Here is a 21311-nt window from a genome sequence, read left to right as displayed (position 1 = left end):
GGATCAGGCTCCTTCGGTGGCGGGGGTGGTGGCGGTGCGGTGCTCGGTGAGCAGCTGCACGAAGCGGTCGAACAGGTCGAGGGTGTCGTTGGGGCCGGCCGCGGACTCCGGGTGGAACTGCACGGAGAAGGCGGGCCGGTCGAGCAGGCGCAGGCCCTCGACGACCTGGTCGTTCAGGGACCAGTGGGAGACCTCGACGCGGCCGAAGCGCGACTCCGGCGCCTCGATCGGCTCGCCGAGGGGGGCGTCCACGGCGAAGCCGTGGTTCTGGGAGGTGATGGCCACGCGGCCCGTGGCCTTGACCAGCACCGGCTGGTTCGGGCCGCGGTGGCCGAACTTCAGCTTGTAGGTGTCGAAGCCGAGCGCGCGGCCGAAGATCTGGTTGCCGAAGCAGATGCCGAAGAACGGCAGGCCGGCGTCGAGGACCTCGCGCAGCAGCTCCACCTGGGCGTCTGCCGTGGCCGGGTCGCCGGGGCCGTTGGACAGGAAGACGCCGTCCGGGTTCACGGCGCGGATGCCGGCCAGGTCCGTGGCCGCGGGCAGCACGTGCACGCGGATGCCGCGGGAGGCCAGGTGCCGCGGCGTGGCGGCCTTGATGCCGAGGTCGAGGGCGGCGATCTCGGCGATCGGCTCGCCCTCCCAGCCGTGCTCGGCCGGCTCGATGACGTACGGCTCCTCCGTGGTGACGGACTCCGCGAGGCGGGCGCCGGCCATCGACGGCTGGGCGCGCACCTCCGCCAGCAGCTCGGCCTCGGGGCGGGCGGCGTGCTCACCGGAGAACACGCCGGCGCGCATCGAGCCCTCGGTGCGCAGGCGGCGGGTGATGGCCCGGGTGTCGACCTCGCGGATCCCGACGACGCCGAACGCCTCGAGCTCCTCGTCGAGGCTGCGCTCGGCGCGCCAGTTGGACGGACGCCGGGCGGCGTCGCGGACCACGTAGCCGGCGGCGAAGATCGCCCGCGACTCGCGGTCGGCGTCGTTGACCCCGGTGTTGCCGATGTGCGGGGAGGTCTGCACGATGATCTGCCCCGCGTAGGACGGGTCGGTGAGGGTCTCCTGGTAGCCGGTCATGCCCGTGGTGAACACGGCCTCGCCCAGGGTGCGGCCGCGGGCGCCGTAGGCCCGGCCGCGGTGGACGGTGCCGTCCTCGAGGACGAGCAGGGCCAGGTCGTCGGTGGGGGTGCTCATCGGGGGTCTCCTTCTCCTGCGCGGCCGGCCGGGTCGGCCGGGGCGGGGTCGATGATGGTCTGCAGGGCGGCGAGGAGCCGGTCGCGGTCCTCGGGGCGGTCGGGGCGGAAGGCGGAGGTGAGTTCGACGTCGCCGAGGCGCCAGCCCCAGGCGACGAGCCCGCCCGGCTCGACGAACTTGCCGGCGATCCCCGCGGACAGGCCGGCCTCGACGAGGTCGTCCGCGGGGATGAACAGGTTGGCGGCCCCGGGGCGGAGCACGAGCAGGCCGCGGTGGGCGCCGGCGTCGTGGACCTCGAGGACGGCGCGCGAGCGCAGGCCCAGGCCGTGCACCGCCACGCGGTCCAGTCGGTCCTCGCCGCGCACCGTGCCCACGTGCATGCCCTCCGCGGACAGCGTCGGCTCTGCGTCGTAGAGGGCCGTCGGCACGGGGGCCGGGGCCGGGATCCCGGCCTGCGCCCGGCGGCGGGCCCGCCACCCGAGGGCCAGCAGGCCGAGCAGCACGAGGACGACGGCCAGGGTGCCCAGGGTCACCGGCAGCCACACGTCCGCGTAGTCCTTCGTCGGGGTCCGCGGGGGGACGGGTCGGGCCGCCAGGGCGGCGGCCAGGGGGGTGATGCTCACGCGCGCTCCCCCGTCTCCGTCAGGGCCGGGTGGCGGTACGGCCGGGCGGGGGCGCCGTCGGCGACGACGCGGGCACCGCGATAGACCGTGTGGCGCACCGCGCCCGGCAGCTCCATGCCCCGGTACGGGCTGTTGCGGGACTTCGTCAGGTGCTGCTCGGGGTCCACGGTGCGGCGGGCCTGCGGGTCCACGAGCACGAGGTTGGCCACCGCGCCGACGCGCGGGACGCCGCGCTCGTCGGCCTGGCCCTGGTCGGTCAGGCCGGCGATCCGGGCCGGCGCCGTGGACATCACGCGGGCGACGCCGGCCCAGTCCATCAGGCCGGTGTCCACCATCGCCCGCTGCACCACGGACAGGGCGGTCTCGAGGCCCGTCATGCCCATCGCCGCGACCGTCCACTCGCACTGCTTGGTCTCGGCGGTGTGTGGGGCGTGGTCGGTGCCCACGGTGTCGATGGTGCCGTCGGCCAGCCCGGCGCGCAGGGCCATCACGTCGGACTCGCGGCGCAGCGGCGGGTTGACCTTGAACACGGGGTCGTAGGAGCGGACGAGCTCCTCGGTGAGCAGCAGGTGGTGCGGGGTGACCTCGGCGGTCACGGCCACGCCCTGGGCCTTGGCCCAGCGGATCAGCTCGACGGAGCCGGCCGTGGAGACGTGGCACACGTGCAGGCGGGAGTCCACGTGCTGGGCCAGCAGCACGTCACGGGCGATGATGGCCTCCTCCGCCACGGCGGGCCAGCCGGCCAGGCCGAGGACGCCGGAGAGCTCGGACTCGTTCATCTGGGCGCCGGCGGTGAGGTTCGGCTCCTGCGCGTGCTGGGCCACGAAGCCGCCGAAGGACTTCACGTACTCGAGGGCCCGGCGCATCAGCACGGCGTCGTGGACGCACATGCCGTCGTCGGAGAACATGCGCACGCGGGCCTGCGAGTCGGCCATCGCGCCGAGGTCGGCCAGGGCCTCGCCTGCCAGGCCCACGGTCACCGCGCCCACGGGGTGCACATCGCACCAGCCCGCGTCCCGGCCCAGCCGCCACACCTGCTCCACCACGCCGGCGGTGTCGGCCGTCGGCGTCGAGTTGGCCATCGCGTGGACCGAGGTGAAACCGCCCATCGCGGCGGCGCGGGTGCCGGTCTCGACCGTCTCCGCGTCCTCCTTGCCGGGCTGGCGCAGATGGGTGTGCAGGTCGACGAGCCCGGGCAGCAGCACCAGGCCGGCGCAGTCGACCTCCTCGGGGGCCGGGTCGAGGCCGGCGGCGTGGGCCGCGGCGTCCGGGCCGAGGGCGGCGATCCGGCCCTCGGCGACGAGCACGTCGGCGGTCTCGCCCGTGGTCAGGCGCGCGCTGCGCAGCAGCAGGGGGGCGGGGCTGGGGGCGCTCACGGGCGGACCTCCTGGTCGTGGTTGAGGACGAGGTGCAGGACCGCCATGCGGACGGACACGCCGTTGGCGACCTGTTCGAGGGCGGTGTTGCGGGGCGAGTCCGCCGCCGCCGGGCTGATCTCCAGGCCGCGGTTCATCGGGCCGGGGTGCATGACCACGGGCTCGTCGAGCAGGGCGCCGCGGCCGGCGGTGAGGCGGGCGAAGCGGTCGTCGGTCAGGCCCCAGGTCCGGGTGTACTCCCCCGCGGACGGGAAGAAGGCGCCGCCCATCCGCTCGGCCTGGACGCGGAGCATCATGACGGCGTCGGGGCCGGCGTCGAGGGCCTCGTCCAGCGAGTAGGTGACCTGGCACGGCCACGCGGCCACGCCCACGGGCAGCAGGGTGGGCGGGGCGGCCAGGGTGACCTGTGCGCCCAGCGTGCTGAGCAGCCACACGTTGGACCGGGCCACGCGCGAGTGCAGGATGTCCCCCACGATCACCACGCGCATGCCGGTCAGGTCCCGGCCGACCAGGTCCTCTCCCGTCGCCGCGGCGAGGCGCCGGCGCAGGGTGAAGGCGTCCAGAAGGGCCTGGGTGGGGTGCTCGTGGGTGCCGTCGCCGGCGTTCACGACGGCGGAGCGCACCCAGCCGGAGTCGGCCAGCTGGCGGGCCGCGCCCGAGGACCAGTGGCGCATCACGATGGCGTCCGCGCCGATGGCCTCGAGCGTCTGGACGGTGTCCTTGAGCGACTCCCCCTTGGAGACGGACGATCCCTTCGCGGAGAAGTTGATCACGTCCGCGGAGAGCCGCTTGGCGGCGGCCTCGAAGGAGATGCGGGTGCGGGTGGAGTCCTCGAGGAAGAGGTTCACCACGGTGCGGCCGCGCAGGGCGGGCAGCTTCTTGACCTCGCGCTGGTTGACGGCGGCCATCTCCTCGGCGGTGTCGAGGACGGCGAGGGCGTCGGCGCGGGAGAGGTCGGCGGTGGACAGCAGGTGGCGCACGGCTCAGCCCTCCCGGGTCGCGACACGGTCGACGATGCTCACGGCGTCCTCGGTGACCTCGCCGGTGCCCTCGGGGCCGTCGACCTCCATGAGCCGGACCTGGACGCGTTCGGCGGTGGAGGTCGGCAGGTTCTTGCCCACGAAGTCGGCCCGGACGGGCAGCTCGCGGTGCCCGCGGTCCACGAGGACGGCCAGGCGCACGGCGGCGGGGCGGCCCAGGTCGGCGATCGCGTCGAGGGCGGCCCGCACGGTGCGGCCGGAGAAGAGGACGTCGTCCACGAGCACGACGACGGCGCCGTCGAGGGGGACCTCGGGCAGGCGGGTGGGCATCGGGGTGCGGGCCGTGCCGCGGCGGAGGTCGTCCCGGTAGAGCGTCACGTCCACCTCGCCGACGGCGGCGATGGGGTCGAAGGCCGGCTCGATGCGGGCCAGCAGGGCGCCCAGCCGCCGGGCCAGGGGCGCCCCGCGGCGCGGGATCCCCATCAGGACGAGACCCTCGGCGCCCTTGTTGGACTCCAGGATCTCGTGGGCGATCCGGGTCAGCGCCCGGTCGATCTCGGACGCGGACAGCACGGTCCGGGCAGCACGAGGTGCGGCGGGATCAGTTCCCATGCCGGCGCCTCCTTCCCCGCCTCACAGGACGGCTCTTAAAGGATGCGTGGTTCGTCCCCGGGCGCCTGTGGGCCCCCGTGCGGGACGTCGCCGACTCTACCAGCGAGGCCCGCCCCACGGCGCGGATGACGCGGTGCGGGACGGGCCTCGTGACGGAGCTCTCGGCGGCTCAGGCGAGCAGTGTCGGCTTGACCTGCTGCAGGCGGCCGAGCAGACCGTTGACGAACTCGGGCGAGTCGTCCGTGGACAGCTGGGCGGCCAGGGCGACGGCCTCGGAGATCGCGACGGCGTCCGGCACGTCGTCCTGGAACAGCAGCTCCCAGGCCCCCACGCGCAGGATCGCCCGGTCGACGGCGGGCATGCGGTCCAGGGACCAGCCGCGGGAGTAGGAGCTCAGGGCCTCGTCGAGCCGCTCCTGGTCCGCGATGACGCCTTCCACGAGCCGCTGGGTGTAGGCGTTCACCTGCAGGTCGGTGCTCTCGCGGCGGGTGCGGATGCCCTCCAGCGCGGTGGAGCCGCGCTGCTCGGCCTCGAACAGGATCTCCACCGCACGCTGCCGGGAGCGGCTGCGCGCCGTGGTCCCCCGCTTGGCAGCGGAGCCGGCGGAGGCCCGCTCAGTCATTGACGCGGCCGAGGTAGTCGCCGGTGCGGGTGTCGACCTTGACGCGGGTGCCCTGCTCCACGAAGAGCGGCACCTGGATCTCGGCGCCGGTCTCCACGGTGGCGGGCTTGGTGCCGGCCGACGAGCGGTCCCCCTGCAGGCCCGGCTCGGTGTAGGTGATCTCCAGGACCACGGACGCCGGCATCTCGAGGTACAGCGGCGTGCCCTCGTGCAGGGCGATGACGACCTGGGTGTTCTCGAGCATGTACTTCGCGGCGTCGCCGACCACGGCCCCGGGCACGGTGATCTGGTCGTAGTCCTTGACGTCCATGAACACGTAGTCCGCGCCGTCCTGGTAGAGGTACTGGTAGTCGGAGCGGTCCACGGTGGCGAACTCGACCTTGGCGCCGGCGTTGAAGGTCTTGTCCACGACCTTGCCCGTGGTGATGTTCTTCATCTTGGTGCGGACGAACGCGCCGCCCTTGCCCGGCTTGACGTGCTGGAACTCGGTGACGTTCCAGAGCTGGCCCTCCAGCTTCAGGACGGCGCCGTTCTTGATGTCGTTGCTCGTTGCCACGTGTGTGTGCTCCCGATCGGTCTCGCGGACCGTCACGGGTCCGCCTGCAGTGGGTGGGGTCTTGGATGTGCGCGGGCCAGTCTACGGGAGGCCCCGCGCGGGGCCGGGGTCAGCGGCGGCTCACTCCGCGATCTCCTGGTACGCCGCGAAGAGCAGGGACGCGTCCGGGATGTCCACGGTGGTGGGCTGCGCGAGCCCGTCCAGCAGGACGAAGCGCAGCTGGTCGCCGCGGTTCTTCTTGTCTCGGCGGATGCCCTCGAGCAGGGTCTGCCACCGGTCCCCGCGGTAGGAGACGGGCAGGCCCAGCGCCGTCAGCACCGACCAGTGCCGGTCCGCGGTGGCGTCGTCGAGCCGGCCGAGGGAGCGGGCCAGCTCGGCCGCGAAGACCAGCCCCACGGACACCGCGGCGCCGTGGCGCCACTGGTAGCGCTCGGCGAGCTCGATCGCGTGCCCCATCGTGTGGCCGTAGTTCAGCGCCTCGCGGGCGCCCGACTCGCGGGGGTCGCGGGAGACGACGTCCGCCTTGACCCGGATCGAACGCTCGATCAGCTCGCGCAGCCGCGGGGAGTGCGGGTTCTGGGCCTGGGCCGGGTCCTCCTCGATGAGGTCGAGGATCGCGGGGTCGGCGATGAAGCCGCACTTCACGACCTCGGCCAGGCCGGAGATCAGCTCGTTGGCCGGCAGGGTGAGCAGCGTGTCCAGGTCCGCCAGCACGCCGGCCGGATTGTGGAACGCCCCCACCAGGTTCTTGCCCTCGGCGGTGTTGATGCCGGTCTTGCCGCCCACCGCCGCGTCCACCATGCCCAGCAGGGTGGTGGGCATGTGCACGACGCGGACGCCGCGCAGCCACGTGGCCGCCACGAAGCCGGCCAGGTCGGACACGGCGCCGCCGCCCACGGAGACGATCGCGTCCGACCGGGTGAAGTCGTTCTGGCCGAGCACCTGCCAGCAGAACCCGGCCACCTGCAGGTGCTTGCCCTCCTCGGCGTCCGGGATCTCGGCGGTCAGTGCGGTCAGGCCCACGGCCTCGAGGTCGTTCTTGACGACGTCGCCGGTGGCCCGGAGGGCGCGCGGATGGATGACCAGCACGCGTCGGACGGTCGGGCCGAGCATGTCCGGCAGGCGCGCGAGCAGGCCCCGGCCCACCACCACGTCGTAGCCGCCGTGCACGGCCGCCTCGTGGCCGCCGGCCACGGGGATGACCGTCACGTCCTCGGGTGCGGCCGGAGCGGCCGCGGGCGCCGCCCCCGGGGTCTCCTGCTCGGTGATGTCCGGCTGACGGTCGGTCATGGGTGTGACTCACTCCTTCGGGGGCGGTGGGCGTCCCCCACGATACGCCAGGCCGCCTCGGCGGCCGTCAGGCCTGTGGTGTCGAGCACGAGGTCGGCGACCTCGCGGTACAGCCCCTCGCGTTCGGCGAGGATGCGCCGCCAGGTCCCGGCGGGGTCGCCGGCCAGGACGGGGCGGCCCGCGCCGCCGCCCACGCGGCGCAGCGCCTCCTCCTCTCCGACCGCGAGGTAGACGACGTCGGAGTCCGGCCCGGCCAGCGCGCGGCGGGTGCCCGGATGCAGGACGGCGCCGCCGCCGCACGAGAGGACGCACGGGGCGGGTCGGCCGAGCACATGGCCGATGACGCGCGCCTCCTCCGCCCGGAACGCGGCCTCGCCGTGCTCGGCGAAGAACTCCGGGATCGGGCCGTGAACCTGGGTGAACAGCTCGTCGGAGTCCACGAAGGGCAGCCCGGTCACGGCGGCCAGGGCCCGGCCGACCGTCGTCTTCCCGGCCCCCATCGGGCCGACGAGGACGACCCGGCGGGCCGGGCGCGCGGCCGGGTCCTCGTCGGCCGCGCCGGCCACCGTGGCCGCGGCCGTCAGGCGCGCCTCGAGGGCACCGGTCATGCCCTCCCACGGGCACACGGTGACGGGCCCGGGGACGGGACGCGTGCTCGGGTCCGGTCCCGGGGCCGGCGCGGTCCCGGGGGTGTCGGTCACGGCAGGGGGTCGCCCATCGGGCCGTCCGCCACGACGTCGGCGCCCGGCTCCGGCAGGGCGGGGACCGCGGCCTGGAACGCCCCGAGGTTGCGGCGCGTCTCGGCCACGGAGTCGCCGCCGAACTTCTCGAGCATCGCGTCGGCCAGGACGAGGGCGACCATGGCCTCGGCGACGATGCCCGCGGCGGGCACGGCCGCCACGTCGGAGCGCTGATGGTGGGCCGTGGTCTCCGCGCCCGTGGCGACGTCGACCGTGGGCAGCGCGCGCGGCACCGTGGCGATCGGCTTCATCGCGGCGCTCACGCGCAGCAGCTCGCCCGTCGACATGCCGGCCTCGATGCCGCCGGCCCGGTCGGTCGTGCGCCGGGGGCGGCCGTCCGCGCCGCGGGCGATCCCGTCGTGGGCGGCGGAGCCGCGTCGGGCGGCCGTGGCGAACCCGTCGCCGACCTGCACGCCCTTGATCGCCTGGATGCCCATGAGCGCCCCCGCCAGCCGCGCGTCGAGGCGGCGGTCCCAGTGCACGTGGGAGCCCAGGCCGATCGGCACGCCGTACGCCAGCACCTCCACGACGCCGCCGAGGGTCTCCCCGGCGCGGTGGGCGTCGTCGACCTCGGCGACCATCGCCGCGGAGGTCTGCGGGTCGAGGCAGCGGACCGGGTCGGCGTCGAGGCGGGCCTCGTCCTCGGGGACGGGGAACGGGTGGCCCTCCGGCAGGGCGGCCTCCCCGAAGGCCACGGTGTGGGAGACGATCCGCACGCCGAGCTCGCCGAGGAAGGCGCGGGCGACGGTGCCCAGGGCCACACGGGCGGCGGTCTCACGGGCGGAGGCGCGCTCGAGGAGGGGGCGGGCCTCGTCGAAGCCGTACTTCTGCATGCCGGTCAGGTCGGCGTGGCCGGGCCGCGGGCGGGTGAGCGCCGCGTTGCGGGCCAGGCCGTCGAGCTCCTCCGCGGGGACGGGATCGGCGGCCATCACCTTCTCCCACTTGGGCCATTCCGTGTTGCCCACCTGGATCGCCACGGGCGAGCCGAGGGTGCGGCCGTGGCGGACGCCGCCGAGGATCGTCACCGCGTCCTGCTCGAACTTCATGCGCGCGCCGCGCCCGTACCCCAGGCGGCGGCGCGCGAGCGCGTCCTGCACGTCCTGCGTCGTGACCGGGATCCCGGCCGGCAGTCCCTCTACGATTCCTGTGAGCGCGGGGCCGTGAGACTCCCCCGCTGTCAACCAGCGCACCATGGCGTGCAGTCTCTCACGCACGGGGCGCCGCGCCGCCACGTGTGACCGGACGGGACGCACCGGATGCGGCGTCCGGCGCTCAGCCGGCGGCCGGTCCCAGGGCGTCCGCCGCGGCGCGCGTCACCGCCGCCCAGTCCGGCTCGGGCATCCCGGCCGCGGCGCGGGGCCGGGCCGTGAACAGCCGCACCTGCTCGACGCCCTGGTGCAGCAGCATGGACAGCCCGGACGCCACCGGTCCGCCCTCCCGGGACCAGGCGGCCGCCAGCACGGAGGGCCACGGGTCGTAGGCCGCGTCCAGCAGGGGCGGCAGGGCGGCGTCGGCCGGCACGTGTGCGGCCAGGGCGTCCGCGGCGCGCGGCGGCAGGGTGGCGACGACGGCACGCAGCCCCGGCGCCCGCCGGAGCAGATCCGCCTGGGTCAGGGTCGCCCAGCGCAGCCCGAGCGCGTCGGCCAGGGCCGTCACCTCGGCGGCGCGGGCGGCGTCGCGGACGCCGAAGAGCACCGCGTCCGCGCCGAGCGTGGCGGCGGCGAGGACGGCCGCCGTCGCGGTCCCCCCGTTCCCGAGGACGCCGACGGTCCCGCCCCGGGCGGCACGGTCGAGGCCGGCCGCGGCGAGGGCGCCGAGGATGCCGTCCACGTCCGTGTTCTCGGCGTGGACGACCCCGGGGGCGGAGGGGTGGTCGCGCACGAGGGTGTTCGCGGTGCCCAGGAGGCGGACGCGGTCGCTGACGTGCCCGGCGGCGGCGACGACCGCCCGCTTCAGCGGCATGGTGACGGAGCAGCCGAGCCAGTCCTGCCCGCGGGCCGCGGCCGCGCCGCCGTCGGCCGCGCCCGGGGCGCCGAGGTGCTCGGCCGCGAAGGCGAGCACCTCGTCCTCGCCCAGGTCACGGCGGCCGTAGTCGACGTCGAGGCCCAGGACCCGGTAGGCGGCCGTGTGCAGCACCGGGGAGAGCGAGTGGGCGATCGGCCGGCCCAGGACCGCCGCGCGCAGCACGGGGCGCATCAGCACACCCCCGGATTGGAGGCGCAGTAGCGCTGCAGGGTGCGCACGTGCTGCTGGTGCTCCTCATAGGTGCGGGAGAACTCGGTGTGGCCGGTGCCGATGTCCGTGGTCACCCAGTAGTAGGCGTCCGTCTCGGCCGGGTCGAGGGCGGCCTCGACGGCCGCGTCGGAGGGCATGCCGATCGGACCCGGTGGCAGGCCCGGGTGCACGTACGTGTTGTAGGGGTTCGAGGCGTCCTGGCGCTGGCCCGAGGTGAAGCTGAGGCTGCGCACGCCGAGGCCGTACGTGACGGTGGCGTCGATCTGCAGGAGGCCGTGCGTCTCGGTGTTGTCCGGGGCGAGGCGGTTCTCGATGGCGCCGGCGACCTGCCGGTAGTCCTGGGGCAGGGCCTCCGCCTCGAGGATGGAGGCGATCGTGAGCACGCGCTGCTGGTCGGCCGGGTCGCGGATGTCGAGGGCGTCGAGCTCGGCGAGGGTGGGCCGGATCAGGGCGTCGAGCACCTGCTCGGCGGTGGCGTCGACGGGGAGGCGGTACTCCCCCGCGTCGAGCCAGCCCTCGAGCGTGCCCGCCTCCCCGGGGACGCCGTAGCGGGTCGGTTCCTGGGCGGCGGCCTCGAGCTCCTCGCGGGGCAGCCCCGTGGCCTCGGCGACGGCGTCCAGCACCTCGGTGAGTCGCCGGCCGCGCTCCACGAGCACGTAGTGCACGGCCCCGTCCGTGGCGCCCTGGAGCACCGCGAGGGCCTCGGCCGCGGGCATCCGCTCGCGCAGCACGAAGTCCCCCGACCGCACGAGACCGCTGTCCGTGTCCCGGGCAGCGCGCTCGAACGCACGGGCGGAGGCCACGATGCCGGCCCGGTCCAGGCGGGCCGCCACGGAGCCCACGTCCTCGCCCGGCTCCACCGAGAACGTCACCTCGTCACCCTCGACGGCCGTGTGGTCGGGGCCGCTCAGGAAGCCGCGCACGATCAGCCCGACCACGACGGCGAACGCCACGAGCACCGTGCCCAGCACGAGCGCGGTCCGCCGCCGGCCGGCACCGCGGTCGACCCGCGGGGCCGGGTGGGACCCGGTGCCCCGGCGACGCAGGAACGTGCGAGGCCGGCGTGGGCCGGCCGCGTCGACCGGCTGGGACGGGGCGCCGAGATCGGCCTCGTCCGCCTCGTCGTGGACGAAGCCGAACACGTCGAGGTCGTCGTGGACGTCGGCCTCGTCGCCGAGCAGATCGTCCCAGTGGTCCTCACGCCGAGCGTGCTGGCGGTCGCCGGTCACCGGATCCGCTCCCGGTCCTGGCCGGCCCAGCGTCCGGTGCGGCGCTGCCCGTCCACGGCGGCCTGCAGGATCGCGACGGCGGCCGCCTGGTCGATCACGCCGCGGCTGTCCTTGACGGACCGGCCCGCGGCCCGCAGTCCGGCCTGCGCGGAGACCGTGCTGAGCCGCTCGTCGACGAGCCGGACCGGCACAGGGTGGCCCGCCTCGGCCAGGGCGGCGGCGACGGCGTCCGCGTAGTCGAGGGCGTCCTGCGTGGACGGCGTGTGCTCGCCCCGTAGATTCACCGGCAGGCCGACGTACACGGCGACGACGTCGAGCTCGCGTGCGTGGGCGACGAGCTCGTCCACGTCACGACGTCGACGCGCATCCCGCCGCAGGGTGGCCACGGGGGTGGCGATCAGGCCGTCGGGGTCGGCCGACGCGACGCCCACGCGGGCACGGCCGACGTCGACGCCGAGGGTGCGCCCCCGGCGCACGGCGTCGGTTGCCGCGTTGGCCCCGTCCTGACCTGCGCTCACGTCCGCCTCAGGCCGCGCGCACCGCGGCGACGACGGCGTCGAGCGCATCCCCGACGCGCGTGACGTCCTGGCCGCCGCCCTGGGCGACGTCGTCCTTGCCTCCGCCCCCGCCGCCGAGCACGCCGGTGGCGGTCTTGACCATGGCGCCCGCCTTGAGGCCGGCCGCGCGGGCGGCCTCGTTGGTCGCCACGACCACGAGGGGCCGGCCCTTGGCCTCGGCCGTGAGGGCCACGAGCACGGGCGTGCCCGCCGCGTTGCCGCCGGCCGACTCGATCCGGGCGCGCAGGTCCAGCGCGAGGGAACGCAGCTGGTCCCCGGCCACGTCGCCGGCGTGGTGGGCCAGCACCCGCACCGACGTCCCGGCGGACGTCGTGACGTCCTGGGCCTGCCCGGCGAGCTGCCCGGCCTGGGCCTGCAGCGCCTGCGCCCGCAGCTCCGCGACCTGCTTCTCGGCCGCCTTGAGCCGGTCCAGGGTGGCGCCGATGCGGTCCTTGAGCTCCTCGGCCGGGGCCTTGAACATCTCCGAGAGCTCGGAGACGAGGGTGCGCTCCGCGGCGAGGTGGCGGAACGAGTCCAGGCCGACGAGCGCCTCGACGCGGCGGTTGCCCGAGCCCACGGACTGCTCGCCGAGCAGGGTCAGCGAGCCGATCTGCGCGGTGCGGCCCACGTGGGTGCCGCCGCACAGCTCGCGGGACCAGGCGCCGTCGATCTCCACGACGCGCACCCGGTCGCCGTACTTCTCGCCGAACAGGCTCATCGCGCCGAGTGCGCGCGCCTCCTCGAGGCTCATCTCCTGGGTGAGCACGGCGTGGTCGTCGCGGATGGCGATGTTCACCACGTCCTCGACCTCGGAGCGGGCCCCGGCCGAGAGCGCCTCGGCCCAGCGGAAGTCGAAGCGCAGGTAGCCCTCCTTGTTGAAGGAGCCGGACTGGGTGGCCTCGGGGCCGAGGATCTGGTGCAGTGCGGCGTGCACCAGGTGGGTGCCGGAGTGGGCCTTCTCGCCGTCGAGGCGGCGCTGCAGGTCGATCGCGCCGAGGGCCTGCGCGCCGGCGGCGACCTCGCCGTCGAGGACCTTGACCCTGTGCACGGACAGCCCCTTCACGGGGGCCTGCACGTCGAGCACCTCGAGGCGGAAGCCGTCGCCGGTGATCAGGCCGGTGTCCGCGGCCTGGCCGCCGGACTCCGCGTAGAACGGCGTGGCGTCCAGGACGAGCTCGAGCTCCGTGCCGGCGCCGGCGGACGCGACCTCCTCGCCGTTCTGCAGCAGGCCGCGCACCACGGACTCGGTGGTGTGCTCGGTGTAGCCGGTGAAGTGGGTCTGGCCCTCGGCGCGCAGGCGCTGGTACACGGCGGTGTCCGTGTGGCCGGCCTTCTTGGCCTTGGCGTCCGCGCGGGCGCGGTCGCGCTGCTCGGCCATGAGGGCGCGGAACCCGGCCTCGTCCACGGCGACGCCGGCCTCCTCCGCGATCTCCAGCGTCAGCTCGATCGGGAAGCCGTAGGTGTCGTGCAGCTCGAACGCGTCCGGGCCCGCGATGCCGCCGCCCGCCGAGCGGGCCTGGCCCACCGCGGCGTCGAGGCGGGCCGTGCCCGCGGCGATGGTCCGCAGGAACGCCTTCTCCTCGGCGTAGGCGATCCGGGAGATGCGCTCGAACTCGTCCGCGACCACCGGGTAGGTGCCCTTCATCGCGTCCCGGGAGACCGGCAGCAGCTCAGGGAAAACGGGCTCGGTGACGCCCATCAGGCGCAGGGCGCGGACGACGCGGCGGATGAGGCGGCGCAGCACGTAGCCGCGGCCCTCGTTGCCGGGGCGCACGCCGTCGCTGATCAGCATCAGGGCCGAGCGCACGTGGTCGGCCACCATGCGCAGGCGGACGTCGTCGTCGTAGTGCGGGTCGGCCGGGTCCTCGGTGGAGGTGTAGGAGCGGCCGGCCAGCTGCGCGGCGCGGTCGAGCACGGGGCGGACCTGGTCCGTCTCGTACATGTTCTCCACACCCTGGAGGATCATGGCGAGCCGCTCGAGGCCGAGACCGGTGTCGATGTTCTTGTGCTCGAGCTCGCCGGCGATGTCGAAGTCGTCCTTCGAGCGCACCGCGGAGAGGCGGTACTGCATGAACACGAGGTTCCAGATCTCGATGTAGCGGGTGTCGTCCGCGGCCGGGCCGCCGTCGACGCCGTACGCGGGGCCGCGGTCGTAGAAGATCTCCGAGCAGGGGCCGCCCGGGCCGGGCTGGCCGGTGTTCCAGTAGTTGTCGTCCTTGCCCATGCGCTGGATGCGCTCGGGACGGACGCCCACGTCCTCGCGCCAGATGCGCTCGGCCTCGTCGTCCTCGCGGTACACGGTGACCCAGAGGCGCTCGGGGTCCAGGCCCAAGCCGCCGTCCTCGACCGAGGACGTCAGCAGCTCCCAGGCCATCGGGATGGCCGTCTCCTTGAAGTAGTCGCCGAAGGAGAAGTTGCCGCACATCTGGAAGAAGGTGCCGTGGCGGACGGTCTTGCCGACCTCCTCGATGTCCGCGGTGCGGATGCACTTCTGCACCGAGACGGCGCGCGGGCTCGGCGGGGTCTGCTCCCCCAGGAAGTACGGGATGAACGGGACCATGCCGGCCACCGTGAACAGCAGCGACGGATCCGGCGAGACGAGCGACGCCGACGGCACCACGCGGTGCCCCCTGGACTCGAAGAAGGCGGTCCAGCGGCGGGCGATCTCCTGGGACTTCATGCGGGGGTGTCCTTCTGCGTGGTGGTGGTCTGGGGGCGGGCGGCGCCGTGCGACGGCGGCTCCACGGTCTCCCCGGAGATGATCGGCCCCGTGTGGGGCAGGTAGGGGGCGGCCCAGGGGGCCTGGGCGCGCACGCGGTCGGCCAGGCGCCGCGCGCCGTCCTGCAGGGCGGCCGCCGCGGCGTCGGCGGCGGCCTCGCCGGCCTGGCGGGCCAGGCGCTCCGGATCCAGGCGGGCGGAGAACCCCCCGCGCCCCCCAGCGGAGCCGGGGCCCGACGTCGGCGCGTCGGTCCCGTCCGTGGCCGGGTGGGCACGGTCGCCGAGGGCACGGTGTGCGAACCAGCCGGACGCGGCGCCGGCGCCGACGAGCAGCAGCGATCGGAGCATGGCGGGGCCTCCTTCGGACGGCAGGGATTCCGGCCCCACCTTACCGGGCGCGGCGCCGATCCCCGGCGGCGGGCCCGGGGACGCCGCAGGCCCGGCCACCTCCGAGAGGTGACCGGGCCTGCGGGACGCGCGGGGCGCCGTCGTCCGGGACGGGCCCGGACGGGGCGGATCAGCGCGCGTAGTACTCGACCACGAGCTGCTCCTCGCAGGTCACGGGGACCTCGGAGCGCTTCGGGCGACGGGTGAGGGTGGCGCGCAGCTTCTCGATCTCCACGGTCAGGTAGCCCGGGGTGGCGGGCAGGACCTGCTGGTGGGCGCCGGCGGCGGCCAGCTGGAAGGGGACCATCTTCTCCGAGCGCTCGTGCACGTGGATCATCTGGCCCTCCTTCACGCGGAACGAGGGGACGTCCACGCGCTTGCCGTCCACCATGATGTGGCGGTGCACGACGAGCTGACGGGCCTGCTGGATGGTGCGGGCGAAGCCGGCACGCAGCACGAGGGCGTCGAGGCGCTGCTCGAGGAGCTCGACCAGGTTCTCACCGGTCAGGCCGGCGGTGCGCTTGGCCTCCTCGAAGTAGCGGCGCATCTGGGCCTCGCGGATGTTGTACTGGGCGCGCAGACGCTGCTTCTCCTTGAGGCGCACCGCGTAGTCCGAGTCCTGCTTGCGGCGGGCACGGCCGTGCTGGCCGGGGCCGTACGGACGACGCTCCATGTACTTCTCGGCCTTGGGGGTCAGCGCGATGCCCAGGGCGCGGGAGTGCCGCACGGTGCGGCGGGTGCGAAGGTTGCCACTCATGGTGGACCTGCCTTTCCTTGACGTGCGGCACGGTTCGGGTTTGTCTCGAGGTCTCGTCCGGGCGCCGGGGCGCACGGGTCAAGGGGCCTCGAACCTGGCCTCCCCGCGATCCTGAGGAGAGCTGAGGGGCGTGCCGCCGCCCGTCATCCACTGATGCGCTGCGCGTCCCTCGCCCGGGCACGCGGGCGTCCCGTGGACCGTTCGAGGGGGATGCGTCCGGGGCGCAGCGCCTGCCAGACCGGTCCACCTTACCAGAGCGACGACGACGGGGCGGGCCGGGGCTCAGGCGCGCGGCGTGGCCGCGGTGCCGGGGTCCGCGCCGAGGAGCTGACCGGCCTGGTCCAGGTGGGAGGCCTCGACCAGCACGTCGTACGACTCGGCCTCCATGGTCTGCAGGGACGTGAAGTCGCGCCTGCCGCCGGTGGCCGCGTGGCCGATCGCCCCGAAGACCGCCCCCCACAGGGCGCCCAGGCCCAGGGAGATCAGCAGGATCCAGAGGAACCCGAAGCCGGGGGCGAAGATCGAGAAGAGCAGGCCGAGCAGGAGGCCGAACCACAGGCCCTGCAGCCCGCCGCGGACGGCGGCCTTGCCGGTGGTCATCCGGCCCAGGACCTGCTCCACGGAGCGCAGCCCGGTGCCCACGATGCGCACGCGCTCCACGGGGAACCCGGCGTCGGAGAGCTGGTCCACGAGGGCCTGGGCCTCGGCGTAGGCCGGGACGGAGCGCAGGATGCGGTAGTCGGCCTGCGGGAGGGCGGGGCCGCCGGCGCCGGGGCGGCCATACGGGGCCGGCTGCTGCGCGGCGGTGTGCTGGGGGGTGGACTGCTGCGGAGTGGACTGGGTCATGGGGGCGGCTCCTTCTGTTCCTTCTGTGCGTCGGTGGTGCATGGGGGCGCGAGCGGGCGAGGAGTCGGCGGGCCGACGTCGACCGCCCCGCTCATCCCTGGACAACCGGTGATCCGGGCGTCTTTATTCCGCGCGGCCGCCCGAGGCGTCCGCCCCCGGGCCCGGCGCGCGCTCAGTCGCCGCGGACGATCCGGCGCAGCGCGGCCACCTGCTCGGTGAGCCGCTTCTCGTGTCCGATGGGCTTGGGCCGGTAATAGTCCCTCCCGACCAGGGGGTCCGGCGCGTACTGCTGACGGGCGACGGCGTGCGGCTCGTCGTGGCTGTACACGTAGCCCTGGCCGTGGCCGAGGGCGGCGGCGCCGGGGTAGTGGGCGTCGCGCAGGTGGGCCGGCACGAGGCCGGTGTGCCCGGCGCGCACGTCTGCGACCGCCTCGTTCACCGCGGTGTAGGAGGCGTTGGACTTCGGCGCGGTGGCCAGGTGGGTGACGGCCTGGGCCAGGATGATCCGCCCCTCCGGCATGCCGATGAGCTGCACGGCCTGCGCGGCGGCCACGGCGGTCTGCAGCGCGGTCGGGTCGGCCATGCCCACGTCCTCGGACGCGGAGATGATCAGCCGCCGGGCGATGAACCGGGGGTCCTCCCCCGCCTCCAGCATCCGGGCGAGGTAGTGCATCGACGCGTCCACGTCCGAGCCGCGGATGGACTTGATGAAGGCGCTGATCACGTCGTAGTGCTGGTCGCCGTCCTTGTCGTAGCGCTGGACGTGGTGGTCCATCGCCTGCGCGGCGTCCTCCTCCGTGACCGCGACGGCGCCCTCCCCCGCCCGGCCGGCCTCGCGCGCCTTGTCCAGGGCGACGCCGGCCGCGGCCTCCAGCACCGTGAGCGCCCGCCTCGCGTCGCCGCCGGCCATCCGCACCAGGTAGTCCCGCGCGTCGTCCTCGAGCACCACGGCCCCGTTGAGCCCGCGCTCCTGGGTGACGGCTCGGTCCAGCAGCCCGACGATGTCGTCGTCCGTGAGCGGACGCAGCGTGAGCAGCAGCGACCGGGAGAGCAGGGGTGCGATCACGGAGAAGGACGGGTTCTCCGTGGTGGCCGCCACGAGCACGACCCAGCGGTTCTCGACGCCGGGCAGCAGCGCGTCCTGCTGCGCCTTGGAGAAGCGGTGGATCTCGTCGAGGAACAGGACGGTCGTGCGGCCGTAGAGGTCGCGTTCGCGCTGGGCCTGCTCCATCACCTGCCGCACGTCCTTCACACCGGCCGTGATGGCGGACAGCTCCGTGAACGTGCGCCCGGGGGCGCGGGCGATCACGTGGGCCAGCGTCGTCTTCCCGATGCCCGGCGGCCCGTACAGGATGACCGAGCTCGGTCCCGCGGCGGAGTCCGGATCGGGCTCGGCGAGCTTGCGCAGCGGGGAGCCCGGCCGCATGAGGTGCCGCTGGCCCAGCACGTCATCCAGCGTGCGCGGGCGCATGCGCACGGCCAGCGGTGCGCCGGGGTGCGGGGCGGCCACGGTGCCGGCCGGGCCGTCGTCGTCGGCCCCGTTGTGCGCGGCGCTGAAGAGGTCGTCCATCGGGTCCAGGGTAGTCCTCGGCCCGCGGGGGCGTGGGTGGCATCATGGCCGCATGAGCCCCGCCGCCCCGCGCACCGACCACACCCAAGTCCTGCTGCTGCGCGGGATCAACGTGGGGCGGAGCAACCGTGTCGGCAAGGACACGCTGATCCGCTGGGCCCAGGCCGCCGGCGGGGAGGCGGTCACCACCCACCTGGCCAGCGGCAACGTCCTGTTCCGGGCGTCCTCCGACGCGGCCGCCGAGGGCGTGCGGCAGGGGTTCGCGCGGCGGGCGCGTGAGGAGGGCGGCCTCGACGTCCCCGTGGTCCTCGTGGACGTGGGCACGCTCCGGCGCGCCCTGGAGCTGCACGACGCGCTCCCCTGGGCCGGCGGCGAGCCGAAGCGCACCCAGCTCACCGTGCTCGAGGACGACCCCGCACCCGAGTCGGCCGCCGCCCTGGCCGCGCTCGACCACGGGGACGGCCGACCCGCAGGGCCGGATCGCACGGCCCTGGAGGGACGGCTGCTGTGGATGCGCTGCGCCACGGGGATCGCCGACTCCCCGCTCACCCCGGCCCGCCTCGACCGGGCGCTCGGGGTGCGCGGCACGGCCCGGAACCTCACGACGGTGCGGGTGCTCGCGGGGCTGCCGGCCGGGGACTGACCTCGGCGGACGGCACGCGGGGCGTCCGGGGACGCCGACACCCGCGGGACACCGCGCGCTGGCCGGGACGTCACGGTCCGTTCACATCCGTGCGATGGGGTGACCCCGTCCTCCGCCTCCCTGCCCTGACTGGAGCATCCATGCCTCGCCTCGCACGCCTCGCCACGGCCGTCACCGCCGCGGCCCTGTCCACGGCCTTCCTCGCCCCGGCCTCCCTCAGCGCGCCCGCCCCGCACTCGGCCACGGCCCAGCGCGCCGCCATCGCCGCCAACCCGTCCGGCAAGAGCATCGAGCTCACCCGCGCCGGCACCCACGAGACCGGCGTGTTCGGCGAGTCCGCCGCCGAGATCCCGGCCTTCGACGCGGTCTCCGGCCGCCTGTTCGTGGTGAACGCGCAGCGCGGCGCCGTCGACGTCATGCGCCTGGGCGCCGACGCCGCCCCCGTGGCCGAGCGGACCCTCTCCGCCGAGGGCCTGCGCACCGCGGACGGCTCCGTCACGGACAAGGGCGCCACGGTGAACTCCGTGGCCGTCTCCGGCGGCGTGTTGGCCGTCGCCGTGGAGGCCGCCGAGAAGACCGACCACGGCTGGGTCGTGTTCTTCGACACCACCACCCTGCGCTACCTCGGCGGCGTGCGGGTGGGCGCCCTGCCGGACTCGCTGGCCTTCTCCCCGAACGGGGCGTACGTGGTGGTCGCCAACGAGGGCGAACCGGCCGACGACTTCTCCGTCGACCCGGAGGGCACGATCTCCGTGGTCTCCGTGCCCAAGAACGCCCAGCAGTTCTCCCGCCTGACCCAAGACGCGGTACGCACCGTGGACTTCCGCGCCTACGACGCCGGCACCGCCCTGCCCGCCGGCGTGCGCGTCTCCGGCCCCGATGTGGCGGTGCCCGCCGGTCACGAGCCCGCCGGTCGGGTGGCTCGCAACCTCGAGCCGGAGTACGTCACCGTCGACCCGACCGGACGCACCGCCTACGTGTCCGTGCAGGAGGCCAACGCCGTCGCCGTCGTGGACCTGAAGTCCGCCACGCTGGAGGACCTCTGGGCGCTGACGCCCACCGACTGGTCCACCGAGGGCATGCTGGACGCCTCGGACAAGGACGGCGGCATCGAGCTGGACCACTGGCCGGTCGACGGCCTGCCCATGCCCGACGGCATCGACACGTACCGCTGGCGCGGTCAGAACCTGGTCGTCACCGCCAACGAGGGTGACGGGCGGGAGTGGGGCGACTTCAACGACTCCGAGCGCGTCAGCGACCTGGACCTGTGCGCCGCCGAGTTCCCGGGCGCCAAGGCCCTGCAGAAGAAGGATGCCCTGGGCCGCCTGAAGGTGCTCACCGACCTCGGCTACGACTCTGAGCCCGAGTGCCACTCCTCCCTGACCACACTGGGCGGCCGGTCCTTCTCCATCTACACCGCGGACGGCACCCGCCTGTTCGACTCCGCCGGGATGATCGAGGGGCAGATCGCCCGGCTCGTGGCCGCCGGCGAGCTGCCGGAGCACGCGTTCAACGCGAACAACGACGAGACCCCGTCCGGGGACTCCCGTTCGGATGACAAGGGCCCCGAGCCCGAGTCCGTGGTGGTGGGCACGATCCAGGGCCGCACCTACGCGTTCGTGGGCCTCGAGCGCATCGGCGGCGTGATGGTCTTCGACATCACCGACCCGCGGAACGCCACCTACGTGGACTACGTCAACGACCGTGACTGGGATGCCGCGGGCGACGACGCCGCGGCCGGCCTGGGTGACATGGGCGCCGAGGGCCTGACCTTCGTGCCGGCCGACGAGTCCCCCTCCGGCACCGCCCTGCTGATCGTCGCCAACGAGGTCTCCGGCTCGACCACCGTGTACGAGGTGAATCCGACCCGTCGCACGTGATCCGCTGACGCGGACCGGTTCCGGGCGCGTTGCAGAATGGCTGCATGAGAGCCGTTCTGCAACGTGCCCGTTCCGCTTCCGTCGTCGTGGATGGCGAGGTGGTCGGCTCCTTCGAGGGTGAAGGGCTGGTGATCCTGCTCGGAGTGTCGGTCACGGACACGGAGGCCGAGGCCGTCCAGGTGGCCCGCAAGGTGGCCGGGCTCCGCGTGCTCGACGGCGAGCGGTCCCTCACCGACGCCGGTGCCCCGGCGCTCGTCGTCAGCCAGTTCACGCTGTACGGCGACGTGCGGAAGGGCCGGCGGCCGTCCTGGACGCGCGCGGCGAAGGGCGACCAGGCCGAGCCGCTCTACGAGCGGTTCACGGCCGAGCTCGAGGCCGCCGGCGTGCGCGCGGAGCGCGGGGTGTTCGGCGCGCAGATGGACGTCTCGCTCACCAACTCCGGGCCGTTCACGCTGATCGTGGACTCGGACGAGCTGGCCGGGCCGCGGCGCGGCTGAGGCCG

At 74.7% G+C, this 21311-nt stretch carries 21 protein-coding genes; 3 read left to right on the top strand and 18 right to left on the bottom strand.

Features of this window, described 5'->3' with window-relative positions; all coding sequences use genetic code 11:
- Window positions 1-3: 3 nt before the first annotated feature.
- The 18 genes from carA to AUV08_RS05895 form a co-directional block, all read right to left on the bottom strand.
- The gene (gene carA, locus AUV08_RS05980) at window positions 4-1188 is read right to left on the bottom strand and encodes a glutamine-hydrolyzing carbamoyl-phosphate synthase small subunit (RefSeq protein ID WP_061867308.1); all 1185 of its coding nucleotides are present in this window, start codon (window positions 1186-1188) and stop codon (window positions 4-6) included.
- Complete coding sequence (locus AUV08_RS05975; protein ID WP_036380937.1) at window positions 1185-1811, bottom strand: hypothetical protein; 627 nt, start codon at window positions 1809-1811, stop codon at window positions 1185-1187. The genes carA and AUV08_RS05975 overlap by 4 nt, the downstream gene beginning before the upstream one ends.
- Window positions 1808-3187: a dihydroorotase gene (locus AUV08_RS05970; RefSeq protein ID WP_061867309.1), complete on the bottom strand. Its 1380-nt coding sequence runs from the start codon at window positions 3185-3187 to the stop codon at window positions 1808-1810. The genes AUV08_RS05975 and AUV08_RS05970 overlap by 4 nt, the downstream gene beginning before the upstream one ends.
- Window positions 3184-4167: an aspartate carbamoyltransferase catalytic subunit gene (locus AUV08_RS05965; RefSeq protein ID WP_036313715.1), complete on the bottom strand. Its 984-nt coding sequence runs from the start codon at window positions 4165-4167 to the stop codon at window positions 3184-3186. Before AUV08_RS05965 ends, AUV08_RS05970 begins: the two co-directional genes overlap by 4 nt.
- Before the next feature lie 3 nt (window positions 4168-4170).
- Window positions 4171-4779 (bottom strand): bifunctional pyr operon transcriptional regulator/uracil phosphoribosyltransferase PyrR, encoded by a 609-nt coding sequence (gene pyrR / locus AUV08_RS05960; RefSeq protein ID WP_036380946.1) that lies wholly within the window; start codon window positions 4777-4779, stop codon window positions 4171-4173.
- A gap of 169 nt (window positions 4780-4948) precedes the next feature.
- Entirely contained in the window at window positions 4949-5401 is a 453-nt protein-coding gene (gene nusB / locus AUV08_RS05955; RefSeq protein WP_049159157.1) for a transcription antitermination factor NusB, read from the bottom strand.
- Window positions 5394-5957 carry an elongation factor P gene (gene efp, locus AUV08_RS05950; protein WP_002857030.1) on the bottom strand — a complete coding sequence of 188 codons (564 nt, stop codon included), beginning with the start codon at window positions 5955-5957 and terminating at the stop codon, window positions 5394-5396. Before efp ends, nusB begins: the two co-directional genes overlap by 8 nt.
- A 120-nt stretch (window positions 5958-6077) precedes the next feature.
- The gene (gene aroB / locus AUV08_RS05945) at window positions 6078-7247 is read right to left on the bottom strand and encodes a 3-dehydroquinate synthase (protein WP_036380949.1); all 1170 of its coding nucleotides are present in this window, start codon (window positions 7245-7247) and stop codon (window positions 6078-6080) included.
- Window positions 7244-7855: a shikimate kinase gene (locus tag AUV08_RS05940; protein WP_231862079.1), complete on the bottom strand. Its 612-nt coding sequence runs from the start codon at window positions 7853-7855 to the stop codon at window positions 7244-7246. Before AUV08_RS05940 ends, aroB begins: the two co-directional genes overlap by 4 nt.
- Window positions 7856-7944: 89 nt before the next feature.
- On the bottom strand, window positions 7945-9180 hold the full coding sequence (aroC, locus tag AUV08_RS05935; protein ID WP_036380956.1) for a chorismate synthase: 1236 nt from the start codon (window positions 9178-9180) through the stop codon (window positions 7945-7947).
- A 79-nt stretch (window positions 9181-9259) separates the two neighbouring features.
- Window positions 9260-10183 carry a shikimate dehydrogenase gene (locus AUV08_RS05930; protein ID WP_036380989.1) on the bottom strand — a complete coding sequence of 308 codons (924 nt, stop codon included), beginning with the start codon at window positions 10181-10183 and terminating at the stop codon, window positions 9260-9262.
- Window positions 10183-11451 (bottom strand): endolytic transglycosylase MltG, encoded by a 1269-nt coding sequence (gene mltG / locus AUV08_RS05925; RefSeq protein WP_061867310.1) that lies wholly within the window; start codon window positions 11449-11451, stop codon window positions 10183-10185. Before mltG ends, AUV08_RS05930 begins: the two co-directional genes overlap by 1 nt.
- The gene (ruvX, locus tag AUV08_RS05920; protein ID WP_061867311.1) at window positions 11448-12017 is read right to left on the bottom strand and encodes a Holliday junction resolvase RuvX; all 570 of its coding nucleotides are present in this window, start codon (window positions 12015-12017) and stop codon (window positions 11448-11450) included. Before ruvX ends, mltG begins: the two co-directional genes overlap by 4 nt.
- Entirely contained in the window at window positions 11977-14688 is a 2712-nt protein-coding gene (alaS, locus tag AUV08_RS05915; RefSeq protein WP_061867312.1) for an alanine--tRNA ligase, read from the bottom strand. The genes ruvX and alaS overlap by 41 nt, the downstream gene beginning before the upstream one ends.
- Window positions 14685-15074, bottom strand: a complete 390-nt coding sequence (locus AUV08_RS05910) for a hypothetical protein (RefSeq protein WP_061867313.1) — start codon at window positions 15072-15074, stop codon at window positions 14685-14687. The genes alaS and AUV08_RS05910 overlap by 4 nt, the downstream gene beginning before the upstream one ends.
- Before the next feature lie 169 nt (window positions 15075-15243).
- Window positions 15244-15870 carry a 30S ribosomal protein S4 gene (rpsD, locus tag AUV08_RS05905; protein ID WP_010078585.1) on the bottom strand — a complete coding sequence of 209 codons (627 nt, stop codon included), beginning with the start codon at window positions 15868-15870 and terminating at the stop codon, window positions 15244-15246.
- Window positions 15871-16152: 282 nt separating this feature from the next.
- Window positions 16153-16716, bottom strand: coding sequence for a general stress protein (locus tag AUV08_RS05900; RefSeq protein ID WP_020621560.1), 564 nt, complete (start codon window positions 16714-16716; stop codon window positions 16153-16155).
- Window positions 16717-16888: 172 nt separating this feature from the next.
- Window positions 16889-18286: a replication-associated recombination protein A gene (locus tag AUV08_RS05895; RefSeq protein ID WP_061867314.1), complete on the bottom strand. Its 1398-nt coding sequence runs from the start codon at window positions 18284-18286 to the stop codon at window positions 16889-16891.
- A 52-nt stretch (window positions 18287-18338) separates the two neighbouring features.
- On the opposite strand from AUV08_RS05895, the gene AUV08_RS05890 reads away from it, so the two are divergent.
- From AUV08_RS05890 to dtd, 3 genes are all read left to right on the top strand, one after another.
- A complete protein-coding gene (locus AUV08_RS05890) occupies window positions 18339-18929 on the top strand; it encodes a DUF1697 domain-containing protein (protein WP_061867315.1) in 591 nt (196 codons plus the stop codon).
- 140 nt (window positions 18930-19069) lie between these two features.
- A complete protein-coding gene (locus AUV08_RS05885; RefSeq protein WP_061867316.1) occupies window positions 19070-20809 on the top strand; it encodes a choice-of-anchor I family protein in 1740 nt (579 codons plus the stop codon).
- Window positions 20810-20853: 44 nt separating this feature from the next.
- On the top strand, window positions 20854-21306 hold the full coding sequence (dtd, locus tag AUV08_RS05880) for a D-aminoacyl-tRNA deacylase (RefSeq protein ID WP_061867317.1): 453 nt from the start codon (window positions 20854-20856) through the stop codon (window positions 21304-21306).
- Window positions 21307-21311: the final 5 nt, after the last annotated feature.

It is taken from the genome of Micrococcus sp. CH7 (genome assembly GCF_001595485.1).
Lineage (GTDB): Bacteria > Actinomycetota > Actinomycetes > Actinomycetales > Micrococcaceae > Micrococcus > Micrococcus luteus.
The sequence above is the reverse complement of the archived record's forward strand: the minus strand, read 5'-3'. Positions and strand labels throughout refer to the sequence as shown.

Bases quoted from the DNA above. Each gene is read 5' to 3' on its own strand.
- carA (WP_061867308.1), bottom strand. From the start codon at position 1,188: ATGAGCACCCCCACCGACGACCTGGCCCTGCTCGTCCTCGAGGACGGC.
- pyrR (WP_036380946.1), bottom strand. From the start codon at position 4,779: ATGGGAACTGATCCCGCCGCACCTCGTGCTGCCCGGACCGTGCTGTCC.
- nusB (WP_049159157.1), bottom strand. From the start codon at position 5,401: ATGACTGAGCGGGCCTCCGCCGGCTCCGCTGCCAAGCGGGGGACCACG.
- aroB (WP_036380949.1), bottom strand. From the start codon at position 7,247: ATGACCGACCGTCAGCCGGACATCACCGAGCAGGAGACCCCGGGGGCG.
- AUV08_RS05940 (WP_231862079.1), bottom strand. From the start codon at position 7,855: ATGACCGGTGCCCTCGAGGCGCGCCTGACGGCCGCGGCCACGGTGGCC.
- aroC (WP_036380956.1), bottom strand. From the start codon at position 9,180: ATGGTGCGCTGGTTGACAGCGGGGGAGTCTCACGGCCCCGCGCTCACA.
- AUV08_RS05930 (WP_036380989.1), bottom strand. From the start codon at position 10,183: ATGCGCCCCGTGCTGCGCGCGGCGGTCCTGGGCCGGCCGATCGCCCAC.
- ruvX (WP_061867311.1), bottom strand. From the start codon at position 12,017: ATGCGCTCGACGCCGTCGTCGCCGCGGTGCGCGCGGCCTGAGGCGGAC.
- alaS (WP_061867312.1), bottom strand. From the start codon at position 14,688: ATGAAGTCCCAGGAGATCGCCCGCCGCTGGACCGCCTTCTTCGAGTCC.
- AUV08_RS05910 (WP_061867313.1), bottom strand. From the start codon at position 15,074: ATGCTCCGATCGCTGCTGCTCGTCGGCGCCGGCGCCGCGTCCGGCTGG.
- rpsD (WP_010078585.1), bottom strand. From the start codon at position 15,870: ATGAGTGGCAACCTTCGCACCCGCCGCACCGTGCGGCACTCCCGCGCC.
- AUV08_RS05900 (WP_020621560.1), bottom strand. From the start codon at position 16,716: ATGACCCAGTCCACTCCGCAGCAGTCCACCCCCCAGCACACCGCCGCG.
- AUV08_RS05895 (WP_061867314.1), bottom strand. From the start codon at position 18,286: ATGGACGACCTCTTCAGCGCCGCGCACAACGGGGCCGACGACGACGGC.
- AUV08_RS05890 (WP_061867315.1), top strand. From the start codon at position 18,339: ATGAGCCCCGCCGCCCCGCGCACCGACCACACCCAAGTCCTGCTGCTG.
- AUV08_RS05885 (WP_061867316.1), top strand. From the start codon at position 19,070: ATGCCTCGCCTCGCACGCCTCGCCACGGCCGTCACCGCCGCGGCCCTG.
- dtd (WP_061867317.1), top strand. From the start codon at position 20,854: ATGAGAGCCGTTCTGCAACGTGCCCGTTCCGCTTCCGTCGTCGTGGAT.